The following is a 25,188-nucleotide window of genomic DNA, read 5'->3' on the forward strand; positions in this document are numbered from 1 at the left end:
CTTTACCGCGAACGTGGCAATTCCCGCCACGCATAACCCCATGGTGAGAACGGCAGGTCGGCTGCTGCCTGCGCGTATTGCGCGGTACCACGTGCTTTGCCCGGGAGATGTTAGGACAGGCACAGTTGGTCAGTGGCGGCAAATGACCAGTACGCCCAGCCCGACAACAACCACCACACTTCCCGCCAGGATTCCGATGGCGCGCAGATCTCCGGACTTCGCGTCGTGGACAAGTGCCTTGACCCGAGTTGTGGCCGTAGCGGCCTTCTTCTTAGCCTGGTCAGTAGCGGCTTTTGCGACGACTTTCGGATCAAGCCGCCCGGCCAGTTCGTTGACGGTTTGCGTCATCTCTTCACGGGTTCGCCTCAGTTCAGCCTCGATCTGCGCGATAGAGCGCTGGTTACTGTCCGGCGAGTTCTTCGCGTCGCTCACCTTTTGATCCCCCTCTTGAATGCTTCGATGTCTTGGCTCAAGCCGTCTTTAGGATTGACCACGTGGCGCTTGGATGCCTTCAGACGCGCTGCTCCTATGGCGGCGAGTATCGCGGCGAGGACAATGAGAATGCCCGCGACCGTGAGGAAGGCGGCCCACACAGGCATGATGTTCGCAAATCCACTCACAGCTGCTAGCAGCAGAAGCAGGAAGATGAACACCGCAAGGAAGGCGGCGACAGCGAGAAGCACGCCGCCCATGCCGAGTTTCTGTATTTTCGCCTTGAGATTCGCGGAGGCGTAGTCGATTTCTCCGCGAACCAGTGCGGAGGCCTGTTCCGAGATACTCGCGATCAACTCGCCGATGGACCGTTGCGTGTTAGATGACTGGGAAGCCGCGCGCGTCGGCTTATCCGGGGCGGCTTCAGGGTGTTCGTGCTCCGTCCCGCCGGGTTTCTGCGTGTCCACGATCGTAAGCTCCTTTTCGGTGCGTCCACCGCGTTGGGCGGTGGGCCGTGGCTGAAGACAAGACTATTCTCCCCGATCTGGTCCGTGAAGGCGACCATAACGGCGAATATCGGAGTACGCCGATAGCTATTCTGTGCGAAGATGTGGCGCCTATTGTTCCGGCGAGGGCCGAGTTCATGAGCGCTGGGGCACACGCGGTATAGCGGCAAGGCACCTCGTGCTTCAGTAAGCCGACGCGTACCTCAGCGCGGTACGAGTAGAGTTCATAGCTGTGACTTCAATTGCGCCAAGCTCGTGATGCGCGTGGCGGAAAGTGCGTCCGCCACCAGGGGTATGCCCGGTGTTTCGAGGAGGACGCATTCGATACCCGCTTCTTGCGCGGCGACGGCGTCGATCGGGCGATCACCTACTGCGAGGCAATCTGACGGGTTGAGATCGTGCCGCTGCATCATCGTGATGTACATGTCGGGGTCGGGCTTGCGCGCATAGCCATCCGGAGCACAGATCAGATCGTCGACCTTTAGACCGCTCGCATTGAGCAACACGCGGGCACTTTCTCGGTCGCGGTTGGTGATAACGAGATTCAACCCGCCTTTGCTACGTACCTGCTCCAGAATGTCGTGAGCGCCGTCCATGACGGGAGGAGGGGAGACTTCCCAGGCACGCTTAAGCAGCGTATAGGCCTCCTGCAGGTCGTCGGGTGGGATGGAGAATCGTTCTGCCAGAGCTGTGATCGCAAAAGCGATGGAATGCCGTGTCAGGTGGGCGACGTCGTCAACCGAAATCGTGCCACCGCATTGCGTGACGTACGCCTGCAGCATGCGATCAATTTGCGGGTAGCTGTCGATAAGGGTACCGCCAAGGTCCCACAGAATGTGACGGGTCATATATCCATTGTGCCTAACTGGCGGGCCCGTAGGCCATGAAATAGACATGCTGCCGGGTACTCACACGCCTTTCACTTTCCTGTTGGCTGTGGTCTTGGCCGGAAGGTAGGCCTCCGCGCGCCGTTCGGTTTCCGGGCGGCCTCCTTCCACTGCCGCCCGCTGCCTCTAGTGCACGGCCACCTCCTCCAGTGGCGCGACGACCGCTTCCTCTGGCGCGGTGAAAACGGTGATGGCACTCACACGTGCACTAAGGTCCTTGGGGTGTGGCGGGCAGGCGATTAGCCCGCCGATAATTTGCCCGGACGCTGGATCGGCGCTGCCGTGCCGCGCGCATCGGAGGCGGTATCACCGGCTGTGTCCGCAGCCGACAGCGTTGGGGGAGCGAAAATCCACCGCTGCTGCACCGCGAAACTCAACAGCAAGCAGAGGAAGTCCATGAGAAGTTTGGCCAGCCACAGCGCGATTCCAATGGACGCCAGGGCGCGGACCCCCAGGGCGGTTATCGTCACAAGCGTTGCTGCCAGGAGGGCGTACTCGAAAGCCTCCAATGCGGTACGTTCCCTCGAATGCTCGCGGAATACTTGCGACTTGTTCAGTGCGAAGTTGACAGTTCCGGAAACGACACGGGAGGCGACGACGGCGGGGAAAATCCCCCAGCGGGACTGCAGAACTAGAAACAGCAGCATTTCACCCGCCCAGCACCCGGCGCCAACGGCGAAGAACGCCAATAGAGGCCGTAAGACCAGCCACGAGTCAACCAGGGGGCGGAAGTGGGAGCCGGAATTGCCGTCGTGATAGACGGTGGCGATAGGAACCTGCCGAATCTCCTGGCCGACCCGCGCGACCGCGAGAAGCGCCTGGAGTTCCCACTCGAAGCGATCACCCGGAATGCCAAGAAGGCGCGCCAGATGCTGTGGCCCGTAGCCGCGCAGGCCGGTCTGTGTATCGCTGATGCGTTGCCCGCTGGCGAGGCGGAAGAAGCGGGCGCTCATCCAGTTACCGATGCGCGACCGGATGGGGACCCTACCGGAGAAGGCGCGCACGCCGAGAACGACGGCGTTCGGATGATCCCGTAAGTCGAATGCCACCTTGCGGATATCGTCCGGAGTGTGCTGGCCATCGGAGTCGGCGCATATCACCGGCTCATCGGGCGCGTGTTCGAGGCACCAGGCGAAACCTGTGCGCAGCGCGAAGCCCTTCCCACGGTTGACCTCGTACCCGATGACGGTGGCCCCGGCGTTGCGGGCCTTCTGGAAGGTATCTGCGTAGCGCGCTCCCGAGCCGTCGTCGACAATCACGACGTGTGCTTCGGGTATGTGATGTGCCAGTGCATCGACGAGTGCGGGCAGACGGTGGTCGGGTTCAAGCGAGGGAATTAGAACGATCATGACAGATCCTCGATGTACAGAATGTTGGATGTTCCCCGTTCTCCACCGTTAGAAGGTTGGTTGATCACCTCGCCGTTGAAGTACATGGTTGATGAACCTCCGCCGTCGAGGTTGTAGGCGATCACGCATCCAAGCGACTGCATAATCTGTGCAGCCTCCGTCATTGTGGCACCGCGCGAGTAGCCTTCGTCTCGTCCGTCAATCACGACGAAGACGAATGTGCCGTCCTGCTTCTGCCCGATCAGCGTACGGGGCTGCTCGCCTTGGATCGAGTGATTGCCGAAGTTTGTGTCGATCTCTACGGAGTCAATGCCGCTGACAGCCTCCCCGTTTTCGATCAGGGCAGGACCGAAAGAGAGTGTGTTCCACACGCCGGCGTCGACTAGCTGCTGCGCACTGGTGGTGGTCTCGTCGTAAATCGCCATTGTTCCATTGCGATAGATGGCAAGTCCGGTGCGGGCGCCGTCGTCGCGATATATCACGCCGTTGCGGATGAGGATCCCGCTGTCCCGGAAGCCGTAGTAGTCACCGTTGATGGCGAGGATGGCGTTATTCTCTTCCGCTATGGTTGAGGTCTTGTCGGTGATATTGGTGCCGTATGAGTTCTTGGCGAAGGCTGATCGTATAGCCGTGCCGTCCGAGGCGCTGACGGTGGCCACGTAGTACGTCACGGTATTGTCGCCACCGCCCGTGGTGACTGTTTCAACGCTGATGGAAGCGTTGGAGGCTGTGTAAGAGGAATAGGTTACCGTGGCTGTGTGGTCGGCAGTGTCAGTGCTTTGCTCAGAGTCGGTGCTGCCGGATGAGGATGTCGATGACCAACTGGCGGAAGCCCCCGCCTCTAGGGCGCTGACATCGGCTATTTCGACGTGGTCGATGACGTATCGGTCGAGCGCCCAGGCGGTGCTGCCTCCGACGAGGGCCAGAGTAAGGATGCCGGCACCTACAACGACTCGGCGTCGCTTCAGGCTGCGCGGGTGTGGCGCGGGGGTGTGTTGAGCCGCCCGGAATTCGGCTTCCGAGCGTGTCGGAGAGGTGTTGGGTGCAATAGCCGGGCCGTTCCTCCCATCCGCTTGACGGCTTGCTTCACAATGCTCCATGACAGGCAGTGTGCATCTACAATCCCGCCGTAAGCTGGGCGCAATCTGAGGGTGGACTGGAAGAGACGCCGCTTCGCGCCTCGCTATTATACAAATATGAGCGAAAGAAAGCAGGCGCCTGCGGATCGGGTGGAGACCGGGCGGAAGACGGCGTCGAAGTCTGATAATTTTGTGGATATTCCGACAACGCCGCGCGCGTTCATTGAAGCACTCGTTGCGATGGACACCACGTCCGCTAAGAGCAATCTTGCTGCGATCGACTTATTGGAGTGTTCATTTGCGGCGGCGGGCGCTCGCATTCATCGCATCGACGATGCCGACGGGCTGCATGCCAGCCTATTGGCGACCTTTCCGGCCGTGGATGGCACGGTCGATGGCGGGGTCATGGTAGCCGGGCATACGGACTGCGTTCCGGTCGACGGCCAGGTGTGGACATCTGATCCCTTCACGCCTGAGGAGCGCGATGGAAGGTTGTACGGCCGTGGTACCGCAGACATGAAGTCCTATCTGGGCATCATCGCGGCGCTCGCCCCGCAGATTTCTCAGACGCGGCTGGCACGGCCACTGCATATCGCGGCGACGTGGGACGAAGAGGTCACGAGCATGCGTGGAGCATTCGCACTGGTGGAGAAGCTGGATGAGCTCCATATTCATCCGGATATCGCGTTGGTGGGCGAACCGACCACCATGCACGCGATAGGCGCCCACAAGTCCATGAACGTCATTACACTGACCTTCCGTGGCCTGGCTTCGCATTCATCGCTACCGGTGCGGGGGCTCAATGCAATCCGGTACGCGGCCGAGTTCATCACCTGGTATCACACCGAGATCATTGAACGCTTCCAGAGTGAGGGGCCCTTCGACGACGGCTTCCGAGTGCCGTGGTCGACCGGCGGAGTCAACGTGGTTCAGGGTGGCACGGCGGTGAATACCGTGGCGGACCGAGCCTACCTGGAGCTCGACTTCCGTACACTGCCGCAGGTCGATGCACTCGAGATTCACCGGCGTGTGCACGAAAAAGCGAGGGACATCGACGAGAGGATGAAGGCCGATGCGCCGCCCGAAGCTGCCGGAGATGTATCGCAGGTTGGCGTAACCGTGGAGACGGTCGGTCAAGTTACTGGCCTGGCGAGCGGACCCGAATCGGCGGCCGCGCGTTACGCCGTGAGCCTGGGGGCTATTGCCACCGCGGATAAGGTCACCTACGGCACCGAGGCGGGTACCTATGAGGCGGCGGGAATGAGCGCTGTCGTCGTCGGACCGGGTGATATTGCGCAGGCTCATGGTCCGGATGAGTACATCGAACTCGACCAAATCGCGGCGGGGGAGGAGTTCTTCCAGCGCTTGATCGCAGACTTGGCGGAGTAGGACTCGGCCGCGTTGCTGGCGGCGGGGTGGATGTGTGCGAGAAGTGCCGGGTTTTTCAAGAAGATGCGGGTTTTTCGCGACACTTCTTGAAAAGTCCTCCACTTCTTGTGCCAGGGGCGGACGTGACCACGTGCCAGGGGCGGCTCCCGACGCCGCTCGTAGGCCGATGCCGCGTGCCAAGCACCAACCCTGGTCTCTGGCACAGGTGTGGGTGGTTTGGTGGGTAGGTGGGTTGTCGAATGAGTTATGCGTGGGGTCCACTGTTGAGTTGCATGTAAGGCGTACTGCCGAATGACCCGCTGCGTGGTGTCGAATGACTCGTCGTCTGGTGTCGAATGACTTGTTACCGGTTGTCAAATGACTCATGGTTGGACGCGGGTTTTTCCTTGGTGGCTCCGACCGGCGTCGATCCGGTGACCTTTCGATTTTCAGTCGAACGCTCTACCAACTGAGCTACAGAGCCTGGTAGACAAATGCCCGGTTTCCCGGGCAGTTATCCGCGACCCCGACGGGACTTGAACCCGCGACCTCCGCCGTGACAGGGCGGCGCGCTAACCAACTGCGCTACGGGGCCAATACGAGGTATTGACCTCAGTACCCCCAACCGGGTTCGAACCGGTGTCGTCGCCGTGAAAGGGCGATGTCCTAGACCACTAGACGATGGGGGCGAAAGGCTTTCGCCCGAATCCGTTCGCTACCGTGTTGGTGGAACTCGTTAAGCTTAGAGGAAGAAGGGGCCTTGGTGCAAAATCGAGAGGCCTGTGTGTTTCCTCACCGCGGTGACTGTCGTCGGATTCTTCCCGGAGATTCCGGGAAGAGCCGCGCGAATTGGCCTTGAAAAATCGACGATTTGACTACTACAGCGGGCCTCGAATACACCGCTATCGTCCTATCGTCCTATCGTCCTATCGTCCTATCGTCCTTGCGTCCTATCGTTCCGCACTATCGGCACACCACCTGACCTGGCGGGAAGCTGCGTGCCAAAGCCGTGACCTGGCGGGAAACTATCCGCTAGCACCCGGCAACACTCGCCGTAGTGCACCCAGCGCGGGGCTGAACTGCGCAAACCGGCGGAACGTACACCGGGCTTTTGAGTGTATGTCGGTGCACTGTGTGGAAAGTGTCAGTGGGCATTGCGGTAACTTCTCAGGCCGGTGCAATAACCTGGAAGGCATGGCGTTGCTCAGCGTGTTGTCTGCGCCCAGCACATTTTTGGCTGGAGTGCTCTCTTCTCAGTCGGCCTTGTCGTCATTAGCGCGGCAGGTGACATCCACACCGTCCCCTTCGCCCGACGCTACTCCAGCCGATGATTCCACCACCGTTGCCGAGACCGCGGTGGAGGCGACGGTAGATGTGCTTGGAGTGGTGCTGCGTATCGGCATTGGAATCGTTGTTGGTTTGCTGATCAGTTTTTTGCTGCAGGGCGTTATCAAGTTCATTGTTCGGCGGCACGAATTCCTGCGCGGCTCAGCACGCAAGGCAGTCCAGCCTTTGCAACTGGTGCTGGGCACGCTAGGTGCCTGGGTGGGCATGGTTATAGCGGTTCCCGTGGCCGCCAATGAGGAGCAGCCGCAATGGCGGGAGTATGCGCAGCACTCCTTCCTCATCCTGCTCATTTTTGCGGGGACTTGGCTAATCGTCTCTATTGTTGACGGGGCCGAGCAGACCATCGTCAAGCAGGTGAAAGCCGCCGGGGAGTCGCGCTACCGCAAGGTCCAAACGCAGGCGCAGATCCTGCATCGCGTGATTGTGGTTGTTATTTGGGTGTTCGGCCTCGCGGGCATTCTTATGACATTCCCCAGTGCCCGCACGGCCGGAGCATCGGTATTCGCGTCAGCCGGATTGGTCTCCGTCGTCGCCGGTATTGCGGCGCAGGCCACGCTCGGTAACGTATTTGCCGGCCTGCAGCTCGCGTTCTCCGATTCCATCAGGGTGGGCGACATCGTGATCTGGCAGTCGGAGTACTCGACTGTTGAGGAGATTACTTTGACGTACGTGGTTCTTAAGGTGTGGGACGGGCGTCGCCTGATTGTGCCCTCCTCCCTCATGACCACGGAGACCTTCGAAAACTGGACGCGCCGCACGCCTGCGATGCTTGGCTACGTGCACTTCCAACTTGATTGGCAGGCGCCGATCCCGCAGATGCGCGTGGAATTGGAACGTATTCTGCAGTCCACAGACCTGTGGGACGGGAATACCGGTATTCTCCAGGTTCGCGACGCTGATTCGGAGCTGCTGCAGGTTTCCGCTTTGCTTTCGGCGAAGAACTCCTCCACCTTGACGGATCTGCGCTATTACGTGCGCGAACAAATGGTGCGCTGGATCCAGGAGAACGCGCCTTCTGCCATGCCGCATATGCGCTACTATGCCGGTACGGATGTGCCGGACATGGTTGCGCCGGATGAAGTTCCCTTCCCGGAAGTGAAGGCTCGCGCCGAAGGGCAAGCAGAGGACTCAAGCCAGCAAGAGGTGCGCAGCGGACGCGTGCAGGCGAGGCTTCCGCAGCGCGGGGACGATACGACGCCGGAGGCGGCCTTTGCCGGGGATGGTACCTCGGGCCCCGCTCCGACTGCGGCCGATTTGACGGAAACGCGTGTGCTGAGCGTTGAGGAGATTGGTCTTGTAGGACCGGCGCGCGTGCCTGCGGGGCAACGCGAAATCGGCCCGACGGAGACCATGGTCGCGCCTGGGCATGAATCGTCGATCTTCACAGGGTCTGTTGCGGCGGAGAAACGCGGTCAGGAGTTCGCAGGGCCCGGCGACGAGGCGATGCGGGAACGTGAGGCTGCAGCTGAGCGTCGGCACCGTCGTGACGACGAAACTGAGGAGCGGCACCGCGATGATCGGCAGCGGACTTCTTCACCTGCTGGTACCACCGCAGAGCGCGCTGCGATCGAGGCGGACTCCGGGCGGGAAGACCTCTCCGAGACGGAGAATGAAAACCGGTCAACAATGAAGCAACCACTCGGGAATCCGGCACAAGACACGGGTGACTGACACGATTATGGGGGCGAGGTTCTACCCGGGTAGGGCTCTGTGGAAGGTACAATCTTTCAACCGGCTTCGTGTTCCAATCGGTCCGGACGGGGCGCGTCGGTCCGGACGGCGCGGAGCCCTGTGAAGTCCCTTTGGATTCTTCTGTTCCAGGCGTCGGCAGGCTACGCTCATAGCTGAGAGATTCGGCGGAAGGTCTGGATTCGCGCAGAGGCGCGTTGGAACTGTGTGCGCGGGGTGCTCAGGCAGAACGCAAGCTCTGCTCGGGACGCCGCACACGCCACCTAGCGGCTTTGTACAAGGTCGGCATTAGGTGCAAAGCCAGAAATGGTTGGGTCACATACTCGAAGTAGAAAGGGAAGCGGAAACATGGCTGATCAAGTGCGTCTACCACAAACTGATGAAGAATGGCGGCAGGTCCTCTCGCCGCAGGAGTTCCATGTATTGCGAGAAGCTGGCACTGAAAGACCGGGAACGGGCGAACTGCTCGACGAATTCCGGGAAGGCGTGTATCGCTGCCGCGCATGTGGGCAGGAGCTCTTCCGCTCACAAACCAAGTTTGAATCCGGATGCGGATGGCCGAGCTTCTACGACCCGGCAGATTCGGATGCGGTGACAACGGCTACCGATTACAAGCTGGGATATCCGCGCACGGAGGTACGCTGTGCGCGTTGTGACTCGCATCTGGGGCATGTGTTCCCGGACGCTCCGCAAACCCCGACCGGGCAGCGGTACTGCATGAACTCCGTGAGCCTGACATTCGAACCGGCAGATCAGCAGGAGGCTGATCAGCAGGTGGCTGATGATCGGCAGGAGAGCACTGACCGGCAGGAGACATCTGAGTCGAGTGTCGAGCCGACCTCGGCGGGCAAGTCGACCGTTTTCTAGAGATACGGGATGAACGGGGTCGAGTCGAATGGGTCTACGGGTTGGAACCTTTAACCTGCAAAGTGGCACGCCGAGTACTCCGCTCAAGGTGGATGAGGCGATACGCCAGACAGCAGATCGACTGGCCGCCGAGCGTTTGGACATCCTAGCTCTTCAGGAGGTCTCGATGCCGCGCGGCCAATCGCGGCCACCTCTGCGGGTGATTACTGATGTGGCAGGGATGGCCTGGATGCAGTTCGCAGCGGCCCGACGCGCCCCAACCGACATGATCTATCGGGTGGCACGGCGCCAGGAATACGGTTACGGCGTCGTGCTTGCCACCCGTGAACCGCCGATGTTCTGTAAGTCGCTGCGATTGCCTTCATGGAAGTCTCCGGTACGCCGAGATAGAACCGGTAGGCGGGGGATTGCGGGTCGTTATCTGCGCGTGGAGGAACAGCGCCGCGCCGTCGTCGTGATCCTCAATATGGACGGTGGGCCGCTCCTTGTGTGTGCCACCCATCTGGCTGCCGATGCGCGTTTAAACTCGCGGGAACTCGTATGGCTCGAGAACCGGCTTGCGGGCATTGCTCGCCACGCCGGCGTAGCGAGCGCGCCGCGCTTACTTCTCGGTGATCTCAACATGAGCCTGGAGAAGGTGCGGCGCGAATCGTCGTTCACCGTGCTGGCACAGGGAGCGACCTTCCCGGCAGCCTCACCGCGCACCCAAATCGACCATATTCTCGGCCAGAATCTCGTCTCCTGTGCCGAATCTTCTGTTGTGCATCTTCCGATTTCCGATCACCGGGCACTTCTGACGGAGGTTGCACGTGGCTGAGCGCGGTGCAGGGGGAGGGAAACGCCAGAAGCGCCACGTAAGCGGCTGGGAACAACAGGAACAACCCGCTGCGTTGCGGCGCAATCGTTGGGCTCCAGCGCTGCTGCTGGGAGCGGGTATTTCGCAGTATGTCGGGGCATCGCTGGCGGTCGGTCTTTTCGCGGCGGCTCCTGCCTTGGCGGTGGGGTGGGGCAGAATTGCCGGTGCGGCGATTTTGCTATTGCTGTGGAGGCGAACTCTTCCGCGTGACTCCAACGAAGACTTCAGTTGGCGGGTGTTGGGTGCGGCTGCCATTTTCGGTCTGGCGCTTGGGGCGATGAACCTTACTTTCTACCTGGCGATCGACCGGATTCCCCTCGGCACTGCGGTGTCGCTCGAATACCTCGGTCCGGTGGTACTGGCAGTTGCCACCGGGCGAGGATGGAAGACCCGACTCGGCGCCGCGCTCGCCATAGGCGGTGTTTTCCTGATCTCCTGGGCAGGAGTTGACCTTGGCGATGCCGACGTCGCAGCGGGTGTGACGGCGGCGCTCGCCGCGGGTGCCTTCTGGGCTCTCTACATTTGGCTTGGCCGCCGAGTGGCGGTTGGAGGGCGGGGTCTTGACTCCTTGGCATGGGCCATGACCGTGGCCGCGCTCGTCTATGCCCCCCTTGGTGTGGGCGACTTCGCGCCAATTGCAACAAACCTGCGTTCACTGGTGCTGATGCTGGCCGTTGCCGCTCTCTCCTCGGTTCTGCCCTATGGCGTTGACCAGATTGTCATGCGTTCATTGCGTGCCTCCACCTTCGCGCTGTTGAGTTCTCTTCTGCCTGCCACCAGCCTGCTTGTGGGGCTTGGCGTGCTTCGGCAGGTGCCAAACGCTGCGGAGGTCCTTGGGTTGATAGCGATTTCGGCAGCGGTGGCGTTGGCGACGTCGCCTCAAGTACCGGAATCGTCCTAACTGGCGGTTCTTACTTCTGCTCGTCACCTCCGCAGGTGCGTGGTGGCGTTCCCGATTTGTGACCGAGTCCGAATGGTAAGACGCCTGCCGGAAATTCTCATAGAGGTTGCGAACGGCATCGCGCCGCCGCTTTCGGCGGATGTGCCGCGCGTGACGGCCAGTTTCATTCTTTAAACGTGTTTGTTCTGGAGTCATCCGGGTCTATGCTATCGGTGTTGGATTCCCCACGGAGCCTTCTCGCTCGCAATAGTGCGAGCGGAGGGGCTTGTGGATTCCACGGCGTCGGCGAAGGACCTCCGGTTCTTCTCGGCGAAGCAATTGCGATTCTGCAAAGGTCGATGCAACGGAGAATCGAGATGGAACCCGATACAATCCTCGAGGTCGAGAGAGAGTTCAGTGTGCCGCGCGGCGTCCTCTTCCGCGCTTTCACTGAACCCGCCGCTCTCGCTCAATGGTTCGCCCCGGACGGTTGGCATGTTGTGCCCGAGTCGGTCGAACTTGACCCGCAGCTGGGTGGTCGGCTGCGTCATACGAAGGTGCGCGACGACGATCCCACCCGAATCTGGGTGGTAGACGGCGTTTACACGGAAGTCTTCTACCCCGATGTGCTTGTCACGCGGCAGCGTATCAGCGGCATTGAAGGTATTGATCCGTCCAAGCCGGTCGAATTGCGCGTGGAATTCACACGCCTCGGCCGGGAGAAGAACTTACTGCGGATCGTGCAAGGCCCGTATACCGAAGAGGCGGCAGTGGACTATTCCGATGGATGGGAATCCATCCTCGACCATCTCCAGGAGTACCTGGACGCACAAGCACAAGAGGAGACTAAGAAGTGAGCGCACAATCTACCACTGTCGTTAGGCGAAAGCCGATGATGACGATGAAGCAGATTCTGCTGATGAACTTTGGATTCTTCGGAATCCAGTACTCGTTCGGTATGCAGCAGACTGCCATTAATCCGATCTATACCTTCTTGGGCGCCGATCCGGAGAGCCTACCCCTCTTGAATATGGCCGGTCCTATTACCGGTCTGTTCATCCAACCGTTGATCGGAGCCTTGTCAGATCGGACATGGTCGGAGAAATGGGGGCGGCGTAAGCCGTTCTTCCTGATCGGTGCTACTGGCTGCGCAATCTGCCTCTTCCTCTTCCCCTTTGTATCCGCGTTGTGGATGGCAGTGTTGTTGCTTTGGTTGCTCGACGCATCGAACAACACGGCTATGGAGCCCTACCGTGCCTTCATTGCCGATAAGCTTCCGCCCAGCCAGACAGCGAAGGGTTTCCTCGCGCAGAGCTTCTTCACGGGCCTTGGCATTACCCTCGCGAATGTTTCGCTGTTCTTCTTCCGGCGCCTCCTTGACGGGGCAACTGCCGCCGGATTGCCTTACTGGGTGTTTGGCTCCTTTATGCTCGGATCGGTGTGTTCGATTGGCACGGTACTCGTGTCGGTGCTGTCGACTCCGGAGATTCCACCGACGCCGGAAGAACTGCAGCGCATGCGGGCAAAGAAGTCGAAGGAGCATTTTGGCGCCGTTCATGGCATTTGGACCGCAATCGTTGAGATGCCGAAGCAGCTACGCAAGTTGGCTTTGGTCTATCTGTTCCAGTGGTACGCCATGAACGTCTACTGGCAGTATGTTTCCCTGTCGGTGGCGAAGTCGGCGTTTGGCACCACTGATGCGTCGTCGGATGCCTACGAATCTGCGGTTGGTTGGACAGGTCTGATCAATGGCTTCTACAACGTGGTGACCTTCACGGTGGCATTCTCGCTTGTCGCACTGGCCAAGAAGCGGGGAGCGAAGTGGGTGCACATCTTCTGCCTGCTGTGCGCCACTGCCGGTCTGCTTGTCTTCCCACACATCACGAACAAGTTCCTGCTTTTCATACCGATCATTGGACTGGGCATCGCCTGGGCGTCCATTATGGGTGTGCCATACATTATGGCCGTGCGCATGGTGCCATCGTCTCGTTATGGCGTGTACATGGGCATCATTAACATGATGATCGTAATCCCGCAGCTCATCCAAACCCTGACCTTCGGTTGGGTGTACAAGCATATTCTGGGGAGTAATCCAAGCAACGCCATTACCTTTGCCGCAATCTTACTCGCTCTGGCGGCCATTGCCATGACGTGGATCAAGGAGCCGCCGATTGTCCGCGATCAGGACGATGTGACAGCTCCTCCGAAGGTTGCTGGCGCCTCCGTGCAGGAAGGCGAGTGAGATCATGACGATTAAACGGTATAACAAGATTCTCGTGGGAACCGATGGCAGTTCCCTGGCCGGCCCCACGGTAGCGCGTGCCGCAACGCTGGCGGACACCGAGAATGCCGAGTTGATCATCGTATGTGCCTACACCACGATGACGGCACGCGAGGAAGCCACTTTGAGTTCCGTTCCGGCGCAGTCGGTGAAGCTGGGCCAGGTGCCTGGAAAGGCGTCCGCCAGTCAGGCCTTGGATGAGGCGATGTCCATTGCGGAGCGGCAGGGCGCGCACGTTTCGGCGGCCATTTTGATGGATGCGGAGCCCGCAGCTGCGCTGCTTGAGACCGGTAAGCAGTTCCTGGTCGATGCCATCGTGATCGGAGCTATTAGGGACACTTCGATTGTGGGGCGGCTTCTCGGTACCGTTGCCTCAGAGGTTGTCCGGCGCGCACATTGCGATGTGCTTGTTGTCCGCCCGGCTCCCGGTGCTCCGGAACCGAACGTGGCGGAGGACGTCATGATCGAAAACGACTCCACGGAGGAATAACAATGCCACTGGACGCAGCAGGCCGCCAGAGTTTCGAACTGCGGTGGGAGCGCTATTCGCCGCAGATCCGCGCGGCGCTTACACACCTGTATCCGGGACGCGAACGTGAAGTCGAGGAGCGGCTATGTGCGCTGCTTCTCGCTGCGTTCAAGGCGCGTAGCCCAGAGTTGCGGCGCCTCGATGAAGAACGCCTGCTGCGTCCAGATTGGCTACAACTTCCGGAGATGATCGGCTACGTGTGCTACGCTGATCGCTTCGCTGGGAATCTGGCAGGCATCGCCGATCGAGTCGACTACTTGACCGATCTCGGCGTGCGTTATCTGCATGTTATGCCCTTCCTCCGTCCGCGAGAAGGCGCGAACGACGGCGGCTATGCGGTGCAGGACTACCGCAGTGTTCGCCCTGACCTAGGCACGATGGACGATCTGGAAGAACTTGCCACGGTGTTGCGGGAGCATCGGATCAGTCTGGAAATGGATCTCGTGCTCAACCATGTGGCGAAGGAACATGAGTGGGCGCAATGCGCTCGAGCCGGGGAGCAGAAGTACCGCGACTACTTCCTCATGTTCCCGGACAGGAAGGTTCCCGATGAGTACGAGAAGACTTTGCCGGAAATCTTCCCCGACTTCGCCCCCGGCAACTTTACGTGGAACGACGACGCCGCGGCGTGGGTGTGGACCACGTTCAATGATTACCAGTGGGACCTGAACTGGGCCAACCCGGACGTCCTTTGCGAGTTTGTTGACCTCATCTGCTGGCTGGCGAATAAGGGCGTGGAAGTCTTCCGGCTCGATGCCATCGCCTTCACCTGGAAGCGGCTGGGGACAACCTCGCAGAACCAGCCGGAGGTGCATGATCTGACCCAGGCGATGCGTGCCTGCCTGCGGATTGCCGCGCCTGCGGTGGCCTTCAAGGCCGAGGCGATTGTGGCTCCGGAGGATCTGATGGCCTACCTGGGACGTGGGGAACACTACGGTTTGGTTTCCGACATGGCCTACCACAACGAGCTGATGGTGCAGTTGTGGAACTGTGTGGCAACCGGGGAGGCCGATATGGCGCAGGCGGCGCTCGCGGCGATGCCGTCGAAGCCGCCGTCGGCTACATGGGCCACCTACGTGCGGTGCCATGACGATATCGGCTGGGCAATCTCCGACGCCGACGCCGCGGCGGTCGGCGTGTCTGGTTTCGATCACCGGGCGTTTCTTTCGGATTTCTATTCGGGAGAGTTTCCCGATTCCTTCGCGCGCGGCTTGGTGTTCCAAGCGAATCAGGCAACAGGGGATCGACGTATCAGTGGCAGTTGCGCTAGCCTGGCAGGTCTCGAAATCGCTTTGGAGCGAAATGATGGCAAGGGTATTGATGCGGCGATAGCCCGCATTATCCTCATGCATGCAGTCATGTTCGGGTACGGCGGTGTGCCGCTGCTGTATATGGGTGACGAAATCGGGCTTCTCAACGATATGGACTACGCTCGTGATCCTGCCCATGCCGAGGATAACCGCTGGGCGCATCGCCCCTTCATGGACTGGGATATGGTCGATAAACTGCCGAATGAGCCCTTACATCCCGCGCGGAGGATCAATGAAGGCATCCGCCATCTGATTGATGTGCGCGTAAAGACGCCGCAGCTGCATGCCTCCATTCCCAGTGAGGTTGTGGAGAGTCCCGATTCGCGCCTGCTGATCTTTGAGCGTTTGCATCCGTTGGGCACGCTGGTGGAAGTCTACAACTTCTCGAACCAGACCGTTCGCCTGCATCACGGGGTACTGACGTACCGGTTGGGATACGACGCACAGGAGCTTATCGGCAATAACAGCTACGATCTGCGCCCGGCGACCATCGATATCGCACCGTACCAGCCCGCGTGGTTCATCCGCGCCGATAGGTCTTAGCTCATAGTGAAGGCCTCTCGAATTCTCCGCGAGATGGACTATATTGGAATTAGTCCATAAAGGGCTGGCGGTTAGCATGTACCGGAACACCCGGGAGACCGTCCGGAAAGGAGCAGAAGAGATGGCGCAGAACACTTCCAAGTCCAACACGGTAGAGAAGGCCCTTCAGCAGGCCCTGGTTGACCTTACTGATCTGGCCCTGTTGGGCAAGCAGGCTCATTGGAACATCCAAGGTTCGCGTTTCCGCGCGTTGCACCTTGCATTGGATGAGATCGTGGAGCAGGTGCGCGATGATTCCGATGAGGTGGCAGAGCGTCTTGCCGCCATTGGCGGAACCCCCGATGCTCGCGCCGCGATTGTCTCCGCACAGTCCGGTGTGAAGCAGTTTGATGCCGGCGTGCTCAGCGTTGATGATGTGTACGAGCAGTTCGAGGAAATGCTGCTTGGCGTATCCGACCGGATCAAGGCCACCCTCGACGATGTCGACGAGGTGGACCATCTCTCTAACGATCTGTTGATCGGTGTGGCAGCAGGTCTGGAGAAGCAGGCCTGGATGCTTCGATCCGCGACGAAGTAGGTGCCTCGCGTCGGTGTTCTGGCGTAGGAAACCACGCCGCCGTGTGGGCGGCAGAATTGCCGACAAACTGAGATTCAAACCGCGGGTCCACCACTGCCTTCTGGCGGGCGGTGGGCCCGGGTATTTCGGCACAACAACTAGCTACCGCAAAGGATCAATGATCTGTGGGAACTGCCCGGACGTGGGTGTCGTAACTGGTTGAGTGGTTTCGGGAGCTGCTTAGTAAGGGTGCCAAAACCGATAAGCATGGATGGCAGCTTGCCATGCGCGCTAAGCAGCGCCCGTGCACTAAGCAGTGTCCGCGCGCTGGACACCTTACTGGATTGGCGGGGTGAAATATGGTGTTGAAGGCTGCTGACCTCGTCGTGAACATCCCTGGCCAACAGTCCCCAAACCTGGGATGATGCGGCGTGCCCGACGAGCCGAGGATCACCACTCATCCTCGGGAAGCTCGTCGTCGTTCTCGTCGAATATCTCGAAGTAATCTGCCTCGGCTGCCGCCGCAGCGACGGCGTTGGGGGAGTCGATATTGACGCGAAGAAGCCAGCCAGACTTACCGATTTGCACGGTGGCGGTGCTGGGTAGCTGCCAGGTGACGGATCGTGCTTCGCCTTCGTCGTTCCATTCGGTGATTCCCTTGCCGTAAAACGCACTCAGCGCCCCCACGTACTGGTCGAAAGCTGATCGCGCCACCGCTTCGACCAACGGTTCAAACTCCAGCGCGATCCGGGAGGATAGGTTGAAGGCGAAGGAGTCGACCATGCCGCGGATTGCGATGGCGGACGCGTCCTTTTCTCCCGTGCCGTGATTGGTGGTGAAGAGTGTCGCTTTCGACGGTGAGGATACCCAACCAAGTTCATCTCGCAGTTGCAGGGCGTGGTCGGTGCTGAGCGGCCAATCGTGTTCGAGCCATAAGCGGATGACTCGAATGCCTACCGGTATGGGTACGATTCGGTATAACGTGCCGTCGGGTAAAGGCATCTGCATGAATTTGCTGTCGTGCGCTGCGGGGGTTTGCGACATGGCAGCTAGATTAGCATGTCCGCTATGCCGCCGTGACTTCGATGTTGGCTGGCCAGGTGTCCACAGGTGCCCGCGAGGGCGCTGGTTGAGTGGGCAGGCAAAAGCCCCCTTTGCGGCTCCGCGGCCGCGAGTAGTGCCTGGACGTGTGCCCACCGCCTTTGGGTGTTCGCCCGCACTACCCGCGGCCCGGCGCCTAGGATCGCGGCGATTCGGCCGGTTTCACCGCTGGATTACAGTGCTAAGGCGAGTTCGTAGGCGTCATTAATGGCGTCTCCGACCTTGCGGGGGTTCACACAGTCGCCTACCGTGTGCACGGTGGCGCCGCTAGCAGTCAGCGCCGCTCCGAGTTCGGTGGCGGGTTTCAGGCCGAAGGCAGTGATGATGCTGTCGGCTTGGATGATCCTGCTTCCGGCTGCGTCTGTTACTCGAACACCCTCTGGCAGGATCTCCTGCACCGAGGTGCCGGTGAGAACCTCGACGTTGTGCACCGCCAGATCGCGCAGCAGACTCGTGCGGTTGAGCATGAGCATGTCACTGGCGATGGCATCGGTCATCTCGACGATTGTGACTGCATGCCCCTGCTGGGCGAGTTCGAGCGCGGCATCGGCGCCGGAGAGTCCGCCGCCACAAATCAGCACCCGATCACCCACCGGTGCGCCCAGATGGAAATCGAGTACATCAATTGGAGTTGCATCAGTGGCAATGGCGACTGCTGCGGGAATGAATGGATGGGACCCGGCGGCGACGACGATTTCGTCGACGTCGCTGAGCACGGGATCGTCGGCCGTGACCTCGTGCCTGAGGTGGAGGGTTACGCCGTCGATTTGCTCGAGTTGGTGCTCCCACCAGGTGATCATCTTGAAAAGCTCACGTTTGAAGTCGGGGGTGGCGGCGGGGCGCAGCACGCCTCCGACGGCGTCGCCCTTCTCGTAGACGTCAACTGTGTGTCCGCGCAGGCCGGCCACACGGGCAAATTCGAGCCCGGCCGGGCCAGCGCCAACCACCGCAATTCTCTTGGGGGTCCGCGCCATGTGTTCGGAAATAACCCGGGTGGCCTCGTGCCCGACCTCGGGGTTGACCGCACAGCCGATCGCTTGTCCAAAGAACGCGTTGCCCGTGCAGAGCTGGTTACAGCGAATGCAGGGGCGAATGTCCTCCGGTCGGTTCTCGCGTAGCTTGAGGACGATGTCGGGGTCGGCAATAAGGCCGCGACCGATGGCGATGAGGTCCGCCTTACCTTCGGCAATGAGTCTTTCGCCGATCTCCGGAGTGATATTGCCGCATGCGGCCACGGGAATGGACACGACGTCCTTTACCCTCGCGGCGGCTTCCACCATCGGCGCGTCCCCCAAATAGTAGGGCGGGAACACGTAGTCCATGGCCTCGTAGGAGCCGTCGTCGCACAGAATCATGTCGAGTCCACCGGCTTCCAGCGCGCGTACCAAATCCTGGGTCTCCTCCCAGGTTCGGCCGCCCTCGAAACGGTGGTTGACGGAGATACGGAAGGAAATGATGCGCCCGGGTGCGTTTTCCTTGGCGGCCTGGATACACTCGACGGCGAAACGTGCGCGATTCTCGGCGCTGCCGCCGTACTCATCTGTCCGCCGATTCCATACCGAACTCATGAACTGGTCAATCAGGTACCCGGTGTGGCCGTGTATATCGATAACGTCAAATCTGGCCTCGTAGCCGCGATGTGCAGCCTCGCCAACTCTACGAATAATCAACTTGATCTCTTCGGTTGTCAGCGGACGGCAGCGGCGGGTCGGGTCGAAGAAGTAGGTGTTGTCGGAAGAGGACACCGGTTCCATGCCGAAGGCGTCATAGTTCTGATTGTTGCGGCCTAATCCGGGTGTGAGTTGGAGGGCGGCTAGCCCACCTGCGGCATGAACGGCGTCGGCGATTCCCTTCAGGCCCGCAGTGTGCTCGTCGGTATCGGCACGAGCCAACCCGGGCTGAACTGGTTCGAGGTCGGACTGTACGAAATTGATGCCGGTCATGGTCAGTGCGGTGCCGCCACGGGCACGGGCGCCGTAGTACTCGGCTTCTATTTCCGTGGATTTGCCATCCTCGGTGCCCATTTCTGTGCCCATAGGCGGGAGGATGATGCGATTGGGGAAGGTGATTCCCGCGATTGTGATCGGGGAGAGTATGTGGTCAAAGCGTGACAAAACTGGCGTTGACATGAGGGAACTCCTTCGTCCTATGTGTTTTGCGTGTAGAACCAGCCTACGTAGAGGGAACGCGCGCAGGATGCATAGGCGTCCGGGAAGATACTTATACGCAGGAAATCGCGTGAAATTGGTTTCGAGTTCCGAAGTGGCTGCAAAACTAACCTTGTGTGCTGGCAGACGGCGGGCGTGGCGGGTTGCCGTGGTGTGATCATGCTGTTTTCTGGTGGTAGGCCCACAGGGACTCGAACCCTGAACCCACGGATTAAAAGTCCGGTGCTCTGCCAATTGAGCTATAGGCCCGCAAGTAGTTTACCCGTCCGGCGCCGATTAGGCACATCGAGTGACGTGAGGAGCACGGTGGGAGGCGCCGACTGTGCGCGGGTTAGGACGGCTATGCGTGCCGTGCGGCGTACGGACGTCGCTGGGAGGTCCCGACTGTGCGCGGCTGGACGGCGGGTGTGACCTGCGGGGTAGGTGAATATGCGGGATATGAGAGTATGCGGGATGCGCGAGTATGCGGGCCGGGAGAAATCGGGGGTGATTCGTCAGATGGGTGTGACCTGCGGGAGATGCGAGTATGCGGGATACGAGAGGCCGTCGCGCGGACTTCGATGCAGTGTTCTGATTTGCTCGCCATGGCCCCTGATCTGCGGGAGAATAGTCTCGTCCAGACGGGCACAGCCGCCAGAGCTGTCACGACGCCAATGGTCCACTCAACCGGCGGCGATAATGAGGAGGATGCTATGACCAAGAAGCCGAGACGCCCCGCACAGCTCGATGCGGATCAGATTGAGGCGATTGAAGGCGAGGCCGACGTCGCCTACAACTCGGAGCTTGCCCACACCTCGGCGCAGGCATTAGTACCCATGGGACGGCATCACAGCGGTGAGGACCCCGAGACCTTCAAGCGGATTCTGGCCCTGGTTGACGAGGAAGGCGTCGACGTTATCGCCGAGTCATGGATTCGTTCTCCGGAAAACACCCTGCCGGGGATTCTATGGCGCGGTTACCTGCTGCGCGAGTGGATTCGGCGTGAGGGTGCTGAGGTCAACCGTCGCTACGAGGCTTCGGCGGAGGTGCTGCGCCGCCAGGGGGCGGACGGCGAGCAGAAGATCGCCATGACCCCGAAGCCAGGAACTGTGCGCCAGGAGTGGGATTCGGTTCTTGCGGGTACGTATGAAGGTGATTTCGCAGAGGTACTGAAAGACTCTGCGCGTCTGACAGACTTCCTCGGCGAGGTTGATCCGGTGTGGATCGGTACCGGTGACCACCCGCTGGCCACCGATGTGACGCGGCGCGACCGCGCGATGTTGCTTACATCGGCCGAGTTTCGGGCGGCGGGCAAGCTAGCCGCGGATGGAATGCTCGAATGAGAGTGCGCGGGCCGTTTCCTGCGGCGGGATGGAAGGATGCCCTGGCAGCGATCAACCGGCAGTGTGAGCAGGTGGATGGCTTCGCTCCCTTCGATGAGCAGACCGTGCTTGATGTGGCTGCCGGGGCTCTGGATTCGCACATATGGGTGATCGACGACGGCGACGCGGCGGACGCGGTCTCTGACCTTCGCGGGGCTTATAAGGGCGATGGTACGCAGAAGGCGGAGCAGCGGCGCGAGAATGCCCCGGATACGGAAGGGCACGAGAAGCGGGCGACGGAGAGTGTGTCGGCCCTGGCCGGGGCTCCACTCGAGGTGGCGGGGCTGGCGCATCTCGGGCGTGCCGGCACGGTCGAGCTGGCGGTGCGCCCTGATGCCCGACGTCGGGGGTACGGCCGGGTGTTGGCGAGGAAGGTACATGCGGATCTCTTCGAGCGCGACTCGAAGACTCGTGGTGTGGATCCCCGTGCCGAGAACGCCGTGGCGGGCGCCTGGGCGCACGGCGATCTTCCTGCCGCCGCCAGGTTGGCGAGTGAGTTCGATCTGACCGTGCGTCGTGCTTTGCTTGTTTTGCAGCGCGAGATAGCGGCTGGCGAGGAGGAAGGCGACGGGGGCGGTAGTTCTGGCGCGGGTGCCTTTGGCGACGGCGCGGGTGCCGCTCCGACTCGTGAAACTGTTGATGAAGATCTCGCGACGGGTGGATTCCGTCTGCGAACGCTTGATCCGCGTGCGGATCTAGAGGCGTTCACGGCGTTGAATGCCGCCGCCTTTGCATCGCATCCCGAACAGGGGCAACTGACTGAGGCGGACATGCGTCAGCGGTTTGAACAGTCATGGTTTGATCCAGACCTTTGCCTGCTGGCCGTGGCCGATGGTGGCGAACTGCAAGGTTTTATTTGGTTCAAGCCGGAGGAAGTTCCTTCCGAGTATGAGTTGTACGTGCTCGGAGTGGCGCCGTCGGCGCAGGGGCATGGTGTGGGCGCGGCGTTGACCACAGCGGGACTGCGGCTTATTGCCGGGCGTGGTGCACGCCTGGTGCGTCTTTATGCGGACGCCGATAACACCGCTGCCGTATCGCTCTATCAGCGGATGGGTTTCGCCACGGCGCAGCGCCATGTGCTGTACGGATGAGATGGTGACCCACAGCCGGAGTGGTGGTGGCGCATACGATGTGCTCAGCGTCCCTCCGGTTAGGTGTTGAACCGCCGTATTCGCCTTACGTGGCGCGGGATAGCTCCGGGCGGTCCCTCCGGCCAGCCGGTGACCTGCTGCTAGATGTCTGCGCGGTAGGTCGAAGCGTGGGGCGATACGCCGTCGGGCCGACGCGGCGCGGGGATCACTCACTGTCCTCGCACTGTTCCGGCACATCGACTCCGAAGAAGTGCCTTGTGCGGCGTTTGGACGAGAAGAGCAGTAGGCAGGAGACTCCGCACAAGAAGCTGAGTAGGTATGGTGTGGCTAGGGTTGGCTTCAGTCCTTCGAGGTGTGAGAGGATACCGGTTCCTGGTGTTGCGTCTGCGATGACTGTGTAGTTCATGACTGCATATACGGACACGACGGCGTACAGGAGGGCGGCAACCGCGAGGACCGCCGCGCGTGACTTCCAATCCCGCTGTGGGCCGAACCGTAGCAGGACGGCGATCCAGATAGGGGTGATGGTGAAGATAGCGGCCCAGATACGGTAGGTGGGCGAGTCTGCGAGGTGTCCGCTGGCGAAGACGGCTACGGCGAGTGCTGCGGAGAGGAAGGCGATGAAGATCAGTGCATGGCTGCCGAACCGCTTGCCCCAATGGTGAAAGTCCTGTGCTCCTGCCCTGTTTTCTGCTTGCTGTCGGGCTTTTGGTTCGGGAGTTGGGCCGAAGTATTTGTCGGGTTTACGGCCGAAGGCTACGTTGAGATAAAAGAAGAAGGCACATACAAGACCGGGTACAGTGGGGGCTACTAAAACTTTGCTGATTCCCCGTTTTAGAGTTGAGTTTTCGGTTGCGAGAAGTTCGGAATAGACATCAGAGTAGTGAAGAAGGATGAACACTACGGTGGAGATGTAGAGGACGAGGGCAACACCTTCAATGATTGCTCGTGCTTTCCACTTCATCGGATCTCGAAATAGGAGCGGTGCACAGAGCCATCCTCCGGTAATGGCAAAAGACACGGTCCAGACCGTGTCCTTGTAGCTTCCGGGGACATTCCCTCTGACGAGACCTAAAGCGGTGAATGATGCGAAGGCCACAACCAGTAGCGCGAGTACCATGCGACCTCGACGGGTTTGGCGTTGCTGGTTGCTTTGCTTGTCCGTTGTCATCTGCCGCTCCGTGGTTCGGTGCGACTCGGCAAGGCTCCGCCGTCGGAGCCTTCAGCCCTAGCGCGAACATCGGCAATCTGTTGTTTCAACTCAGTGGTCTGTTCGGCGGAGAATTGGAGCCTCTTGCTCATCCACGATGAATTCATCAGATCACGGACTGACCGTTCGTCGCGAAAGATACTGTCAATCATGCGCCGAGTCTCCGGCGGTGCCTCAGCGCGTAACGCCCGCAGGGATTCGCGGAGCAATTGATCCCCAGGACTGCCAATGGGAAATGTTGAGAGCAGTCGGACAGGCCTGTTCGAACGGTTGTCCACGAGGCATCCTTCCGAGAAAGTGGGAATGTAAACGGTACTGGTATCAGGAGACACCTGCAACCGGCCGAGGGACGTGGCGCATAGGCCGGTGAATCCAATGACGAGGGACCACGTCGCGTTCAGAGTACTTATGAGAGCTCTGGCTGCCTGTATCAGTTCGTAGCCCGCGTATCCTGCACCGCCGAGACCAAGGAGTTGCCCGACGATGGGTACAGGTAGCGTCACAGCTGCGGCAGCAGCCAGGAAGAGTATTCCCCAGTCCGCAAGAGCTTGAAGTCCACTGGCAAGAGAAGCTGCCAGGTTGTAGATTCCAATCGCTATGCTCTGGTAAGTTGCCGAGAGTTTGCGTAACTCCTCGGCAATATCGGAGAATGACTGCGACATCTTGCCAAAGGACGTCGCAGCAGTATCAGCTGCTCCCCCCTCCCACTCGGAGGCGGTGTCGCTCCATGTATTCGTCGATTCCGAGGCAAGCGCGGAAAAGTAGTCCGCCAAGTGACCAAGTCCATTTCCGGCTCGCGACACAGCCTCCCAGTCTCCTGCTATTGCACCTGGGATCGCGTCGAACGGGTTGTGCTCGCCTTCACCGAGGATGAAGTCCAAGATGATATCTGCTCCTTCTCCAAGCCAGAAGGACGGAGAAATGACATTTCCGACCATTCCCATGGAACTGAACACATCGGCGAAAGTGGTCTCTGCCACAGCTGGTGGCAAGCAGCCTGTAACTGGTGTACTCGGTGTTGACTTCGCTGTGTTTACATCGGCTGAAGTGTACTTGCCATCAAACAGTGTGATTACGTTCTGGTCACTGTTCTCGTAGTGACGGCGGCACTCGTCTACTGCATCCGCTCCGCCACGCAGTGCCTTCTCTGCGTCCGTTTCACACTGCGAAACCGCGTCCGTTACCTGCTGCGCGTAGCCGATAATGTCAGACATGACGTAGCCGAGTGATCCGCTATTCGGGACTACGATGTTGTCTCTGATATACGAACGTGCATTGGGTGATGATTGCGTCGTCGTATCCGCCAAGTTGTGATAGATCGCGGACAAATGATCGAGTGCATCGAAATCAACGGTGATCGTGGACATCGTAACCTCCATATCCGGGTGAGTCAGACCACATGGATGCAGTATAGCTGCTATGGAATTTCCGTTCATCTTGTCGCTTTGAGCTGCGGAAATGCCTTGAGGTGTGCAGTTTGGCGGGTATGGGCGCAGCGGCATGCTACACCGCAGCTGCGGAAATGCCCTGAGGTGTGCGGTTTGGTGGGAAAAACCGCAGCTCTGACCTCGGCCGCGTGACACAGAACCGTGCGAGGCGCAGATCCGGGAGGAGGGTTGCCCTGCCTGTCGTCCCAGGGCTCAAGAAGTGGAGGGTTTTTCAAGAAAGTGCGTGATTTTTCCTCCATTTCTCGCCAAACCCTCCACTTCTTCGAAAGGGGTGGGCGCAGACCTTCCTCGGATGCCGCCTCCGACCCCCGACGGTAAGCGCAACTCGCG

The 25,188-nt window shown here is 60.2% G+C and carries 21 protein-coding genes and 4 tRNA genes; 12 read left to right on the forward strand and 13 right to left on the reverse strand.

Annotated elements, in window-relative coordinates:
• Positions 1 to 129: 129 nt before the first annotated feature.
• The 5 genes from EKN07_RS09330 to EKN07_RS09350 all read right to left on the reverse strand — a co-directional run bounded on the left by EKN07_RS09330 (position 130) and on the right by EKN07_RS09350 (position 4,274).
• Positions 130 to 432, reverse strand: a complete 303-nt coding sequence (locus tag EKN07_RS09330; protein WP_164505525.1) for a DUF3618 domain-containing protein — start codon at positions 430 to 432, stop codon at positions 130 to 132.
• Positions 429 to 899, reverse strand: coding sequence for a phage holin family protein (locus EKN07_RS09335; protein ID WP_164505524.1), 471 nt, complete (start codon positions 897 to 899; stop codon positions 429 to 431). The genes EKN07_RS09330 and EKN07_RS09335 overlap by 4 nt, the downstream gene beginning before the upstream one ends.
• 263 nt (positions 900 to 1,162) lie before the next feature.
• Positions 1,163 to 1,786, reverse strand: coding sequence for an HAD-IA family hydrolase (locus EKN07_RS09340; protein WP_108716287.1), 624 nt, complete (start codon positions 1,784 to 1,786; stop codon positions 1,163 to 1,165).
• 278 nt (positions 1,787 to 2,064) lie between these two features.
• Positions 2,065 to 3,174: a glycosyltransferase gene (locus tag EKN07_RS09345; protein ID WP_126146250.1), complete on the reverse strand. Its 1,110-nt coding sequence runs from the start codon at positions 3,172 to 3,174 to the stop codon at positions 2,065 to 2,067.
• Positions 3,171 to 4,274 carry a phosphodiester glycosidase family protein gene (locus EKN07_RS09350; RefSeq protein ID WP_126146251.1) on the reverse strand — a complete coding sequence of 368 codons (1,104 nt, stop codon included), beginning with the start codon at positions 4,272 to 4,274 and terminating at the stop codon, positions 3,171 to 3,173. The genes EKN07_RS09345 and EKN07_RS09350 overlap by 4 nt, the downstream gene beginning before the upstream one ends.
• Positions 4,275 to 4,370: 96 nt before the next feature.
• Here EKN07_RS09350 and argE point away from each other — a divergent pair, with 96 nt between their 5' ends.
• Positions 4,371 to 5,642, forward strand: a complete 1,272-nt coding sequence (gene argE / locus EKN07_RS09355) for an acetylornithine deacetylase (RefSeq protein WP_126146252.1) — start codon at positions 4,371 to 4,373, stop codon at positions 5,640 to 5,642.
• A gap of 387 nt (positions 5,643 to 6,029) precedes the next feature.
• Here the strand turns inward: argE and EKN07_RS09360 are convergent.
• The 3 genes from EKN07_RS09360 to EKN07_RS09370 form a co-directional block, all read right to left on the reverse strand.
• A tRNA-Phe gene (locus tag EKN07_RS09360) sits at positions 6,030 to 6,105 on the reverse strand.
• A gap of 37 nt (positions 6,106 to 6,142) precedes the next feature.
• Positions 6,143 to 6,216: transfer RNA gene (locus tag EKN07_RS09365), tRNA-Asp, on the reverse strand.
• A 21-nt stretch (positions 6,217 to 6,237) separates the two neighbouring features.
• A tRNA-Glu gene (locus EKN07_RS09370) sits at positions 6,238 to 6,310 on the reverse strand.
• A gap of 505 nt (positions 6,311 to 6,815) precedes the next feature.
• Between EKN07_RS09370 and EKN07_RS09375 the strand changes: the two genes are divergently transcribed.
• The 9 genes from EKN07_RS09375 (at position 6,816) to EKN07_RS09415 (ending at position 16,500) form a co-directional block, all read left to right on the forward strand.
• Entirely contained in the window at positions 6,816 to 8,639 is a 1,824-nt protein-coding gene (locus tag EKN07_RS09375) for a mechanosensitive ion channel family protein (protein WP_164546646.1), read from the forward strand.
• A gap of 366 nt (positions 8,640 to 9,005) precedes the next feature.
• Positions 9,006 to 9,524, forward strand: a complete 519-nt coding sequence (gene msrB, locus EKN07_RS09380) for a peptide-methionine (R)-S-oxide reductase MsrB (protein ID WP_205647245.1) — start codon at positions 9,006 to 9,008, stop codon at positions 9,522 to 9,524.
• A 28-nt stretch (positions 9,525 to 9,552) separates the two neighbouring features.
• Positions 9,553 to 10,341 carry an endonuclease/exonuclease/phosphatase family protein gene (locus EKN07_RS09385; RefSeq protein WP_126146254.1) on the forward strand — a complete coding sequence of 263 codons (789 nt, stop codon included), beginning with the start codon at positions 9,553 to 9,555 and terminating at the stop codon, positions 10,339 to 10,341.
• Complete coding sequence (locus tag EKN07_RS09390) at positions 10,334 to 11,281, forward strand: EamA family transporter (protein ID WP_206435709.1); 948 nt, start codon at positions 10,334 to 10,336, stop codon at positions 11,279 to 11,281. The genes EKN07_RS09385 and EKN07_RS09390 overlap by 8 nt, the downstream gene beginning before the upstream one ends.
• Before the next feature lie 356 nt (positions 11,282 to 11,637).
• Complete coding sequence (locus EKN07_RS09395) at positions 11,638 to 12,117, forward strand: SRPBCC domain-containing protein (protein WP_108716280.1); 480 nt, start codon at positions 11,638 to 11,640, stop codon at positions 12,115 to 12,117.
• A complete protein-coding gene (locus EKN07_RS09400) occupies positions 12,114 to 13,502 on the forward strand; it encodes an MFS transporter (protein ID WP_241228167.1) in 1,389 nt (462 codons plus the stop codon). The genes EKN07_RS09395 and EKN07_RS09400 overlap by 4 nt, the downstream gene beginning before the upstream one ends.
• A 4-nt stretch (positions 13,503 to 13,506) precedes the next feature.
• Positions 13,507 to 14,031: a universal stress protein gene (locus tag EKN07_RS09405; RefSeq protein ID WP_126146255.1), complete on the forward strand. Its 525-nt coding sequence runs from the start codon at positions 13,507 to 13,509 to the stop codon at positions 14,029 to 14,031.
• Positions 14,032 to 14,033: 2 nt separating this feature from the next.
• The gene (locus tag EKN07_RS09410) at positions 14,034 to 15,923 is read left to right on the forward strand and encodes an alpha-amylase family protein (RefSeq protein ID WP_108716277.1); all 1,890 of its coding nucleotides are present in this window, start codon (positions 14,034 to 14,036) and stop codon (positions 15,921 to 15,923) included.
• A gap of 121 nt (positions 15,924 to 16,044) precedes the next feature.
• On the forward strand, positions 16,045 to 16,500 hold the full coding sequence (locus tag EKN07_RS09415) for a DNA starvation/stationary phase protection protein (RefSeq protein WP_108716276.1): 456 nt from the start codon (positions 16,045 to 16,047) through the stop codon (positions 16,498 to 16,500).
• Positions 16,501 to 16,929: 429 nt separating this feature from the next.
• On the opposite strand, the gene EKN07_RS09420 is transcribed toward EKN07_RS09415, so the two are convergent.
• From EKN07_RS09420 to EKN07_RS09430, 3 genes are all read right to left on the reverse strand, one after another.
• Positions 16,930 to 17,523, reverse strand: a complete 594-nt coding sequence (locus tag EKN07_RS09420) for a DUF6301 family protein (protein ID WP_241228168.1) — start codon at positions 17,521 to 17,523, stop codon at positions 16,930 to 16,932.
• Between the two features lie 230 nt (positions 17,524 to 17,753).
• Positions 17,754 to 19,709: an NAD(P)/FAD-dependent oxidoreductase gene (locus EKN07_RS09425; RefSeq protein WP_126146256.1), complete on the reverse strand. Its 1,956-nt coding sequence runs from the start codon at positions 19,707 to 19,709 to the stop codon at positions 17,754 to 17,756.
• Positions 19,710 to 19,921: 212 nt separating this feature from the next.
• Positions 19,922 to 19,997: transfer RNA gene (locus tag EKN07_RS09430), tRNA-Lys, on the reverse strand.
• A 443-nt stretch (positions 19,998 to 20,440) separates the two neighbouring features.
• Between EKN07_RS09430 and EKN07_RS09435 the strand changes: the two genes are divergently transcribed.
• Positions 20,441 to 21,070 (forward strand): hypothetical protein, encoded by a 630-nt coding sequence (locus EKN07_RS09435; RefSeq protein ID WP_108716274.1) that lies wholly within the window; start codon positions 20,441 to 20,443, stop codon positions 21,068 to 21,070.
• Positions 21,067 to 22,200 carry a GNAT family N-acetyltransferase gene (locus EKN07_RS09440; RefSeq protein WP_126146257.1) on the forward strand — a complete coding sequence of 378 codons (1,134 nt, stop codon included), beginning with the start codon at positions 21,067 to 21,069 and terminating at the stop codon, positions 22,198 to 22,200. The genes EKN07_RS09435 and EKN07_RS09440 overlap by 4 nt, the downstream gene beginning before the upstream one ends.
• A 205-nt stretch (positions 22,201 to 22,405) precedes the next feature.
• On the opposite strand, the gene EKN07_RS09445 is transcribed toward EKN07_RS09440, so the two are convergent.
• Positions 22,406 to 23,371, reverse strand: coding sequence for a hypothetical protein (locus EKN07_RS09445; protein WP_108716272.1), 966 nt, complete (start codon positions 23,369 to 23,371; stop codon positions 22,406 to 22,408).
• Positions 23,368 to 24,777 carry a hypothetical protein gene (locus EKN07_RS09450; RefSeq protein ID WP_126146258.1) on the reverse strand — a complete coding sequence of 470 codons (1,410 nt, stop codon included), beginning with the start codon at positions 24,775 to 24,777 and terminating at the stop codon, positions 23,368 to 23,370. The genes EKN07_RS09445 and EKN07_RS09450 overlap by 4 nt, the downstream gene beginning before the upstream one ends.
• Between the last annotated feature and the right edge of the window lie 411 nt (positions 24,778 to 25,188).

Origin of the sequence: Actinobaculum sp. 352, assembly GCF_003957265.1 — a bacterium.
Lineage (GTDB): Bacteria > Actinomycetota > Actinomycetes > Actinomycetales > Actinomycetaceae > Asp313.

Excerpts from the sequence above, each read along its gene's own strand:
- EKN07_RS09435 (WP_108716274.1), top strand. The coding sequence starts at position 20,441 with ATGACCAAGAAGCCGAGACGCCCCGCACAGCTCGATGCGGATCAGATT.
- EKN07_RS09405 (WP_126146255.1), top strand. The coding sequence starts at position 13,507 with ATGACGATTAAACGGTATAACAAGATTCTCGTGGGAACCGATGGCAGT.
- EKN07_RS09410 (WP_108716277.1), top strand. The coding sequence starts at position 14,034 with ATGCCACTGGACGCAGCAGGCCGCCAGAGTTTCGAACTGCGGTGGGAG.
- EKN07_RS09345 (WP_126146250.1), bottom strand. The coding sequence starts at position 3,174 with ATGATCGTTCTAATTCCCTCGCTTGAACCCGACCACCGTCTGCCCGCA.
- msrB (WP_205647245.1), top strand. The coding sequence starts at position 9,006 with ATGGCTGATCAAGTGCGTCTACCACAAACTGATGAAGAATGGCGGCAG.
- EKN07_RS09350 (WP_126146251.1), bottom strand. The coding sequence starts at position 4,274 with ATGGAGCATTGTGAAGCAAGCCGTCAAGCGGATGGGAGGAACGGCCCG.
- EKN07_RS09445 (WP_108716272.1), bottom strand. The coding sequence starts at position 23,371 with ATGACAACGGACAAGCAAAGCAACCAGCAACGCCAAACCCGTCGAGGT.
- EKN07_RS09340 (WP_108716287.1), bottom strand. The coding sequence starts at position 1,786 with ATGACCCGTCACATTCTGTGGGACCTTGGCGGTACCCTTATCGACAGC.
- EKN07_RS09420 (WP_241228168.1), bottom strand. The coding sequence starts at position 17,523 with ATGTCGCAAACCCCCGCAGCGCACGACAGCAAATTCATGCAGATGCCT.
- EKN07_RS09425 (WP_126146256.1), bottom strand. The coding sequence starts at position 19,709 with ATGTCAACGCCAGTTTTGTCACGCTTTGACCACATACTCTCCCCGATC.
- EKN07_RS09395 (WP_108716280.1), top strand. The coding sequence starts at position 11,638 with ATGGAACCCGATACAATCCTCGAGGTCGAGAGAGAGTTCAGTGTGCCG.
- EKN07_RS09440 (WP_126146257.1), top strand. The coding sequence starts at position 21,067 with ATGAGAGTGCGCGGGCCGTTTCCTGCGGCGGGATGGAAGGATGCCCTG.
- argE (WP_126146252.1), top strand. The coding sequence starts at position 4,371 with ATGAGCGAAAGAAAGCAGGCGCCTGCGGATCGGGTGGAGACCGGGCGG.
- EKN07_RS09415 (WP_108716276.1), top strand. The coding sequence starts at position 16,045 with ATGGCGCAGAACACTTCCAAGTCCAACACGGTAGAGAAGGCCCTTCAG.
- EKN07_RS09385 (WP_126146254.1), top strand. The coding sequence starts at position 9,553 with ATGGGTCTACGGGTTGGAACCTTTAACCTGCAAAGTGGCACGCCGAGT.
- EKN07_RS09375 (WP_164546646.1), top strand. The coding sequence starts at position 6,816 with ATGGCGTTGCTCAGCGTGTTGTCTGCGCCCAGCACATTTTTGGCTGGA.
- EKN07_RS09450 (WP_126146258.1), bottom strand. The coding sequence starts at position 24,777 with ATGTCCACGATCACCGTTGATTTCGATGCACTCGATCATTTGTCCGCG.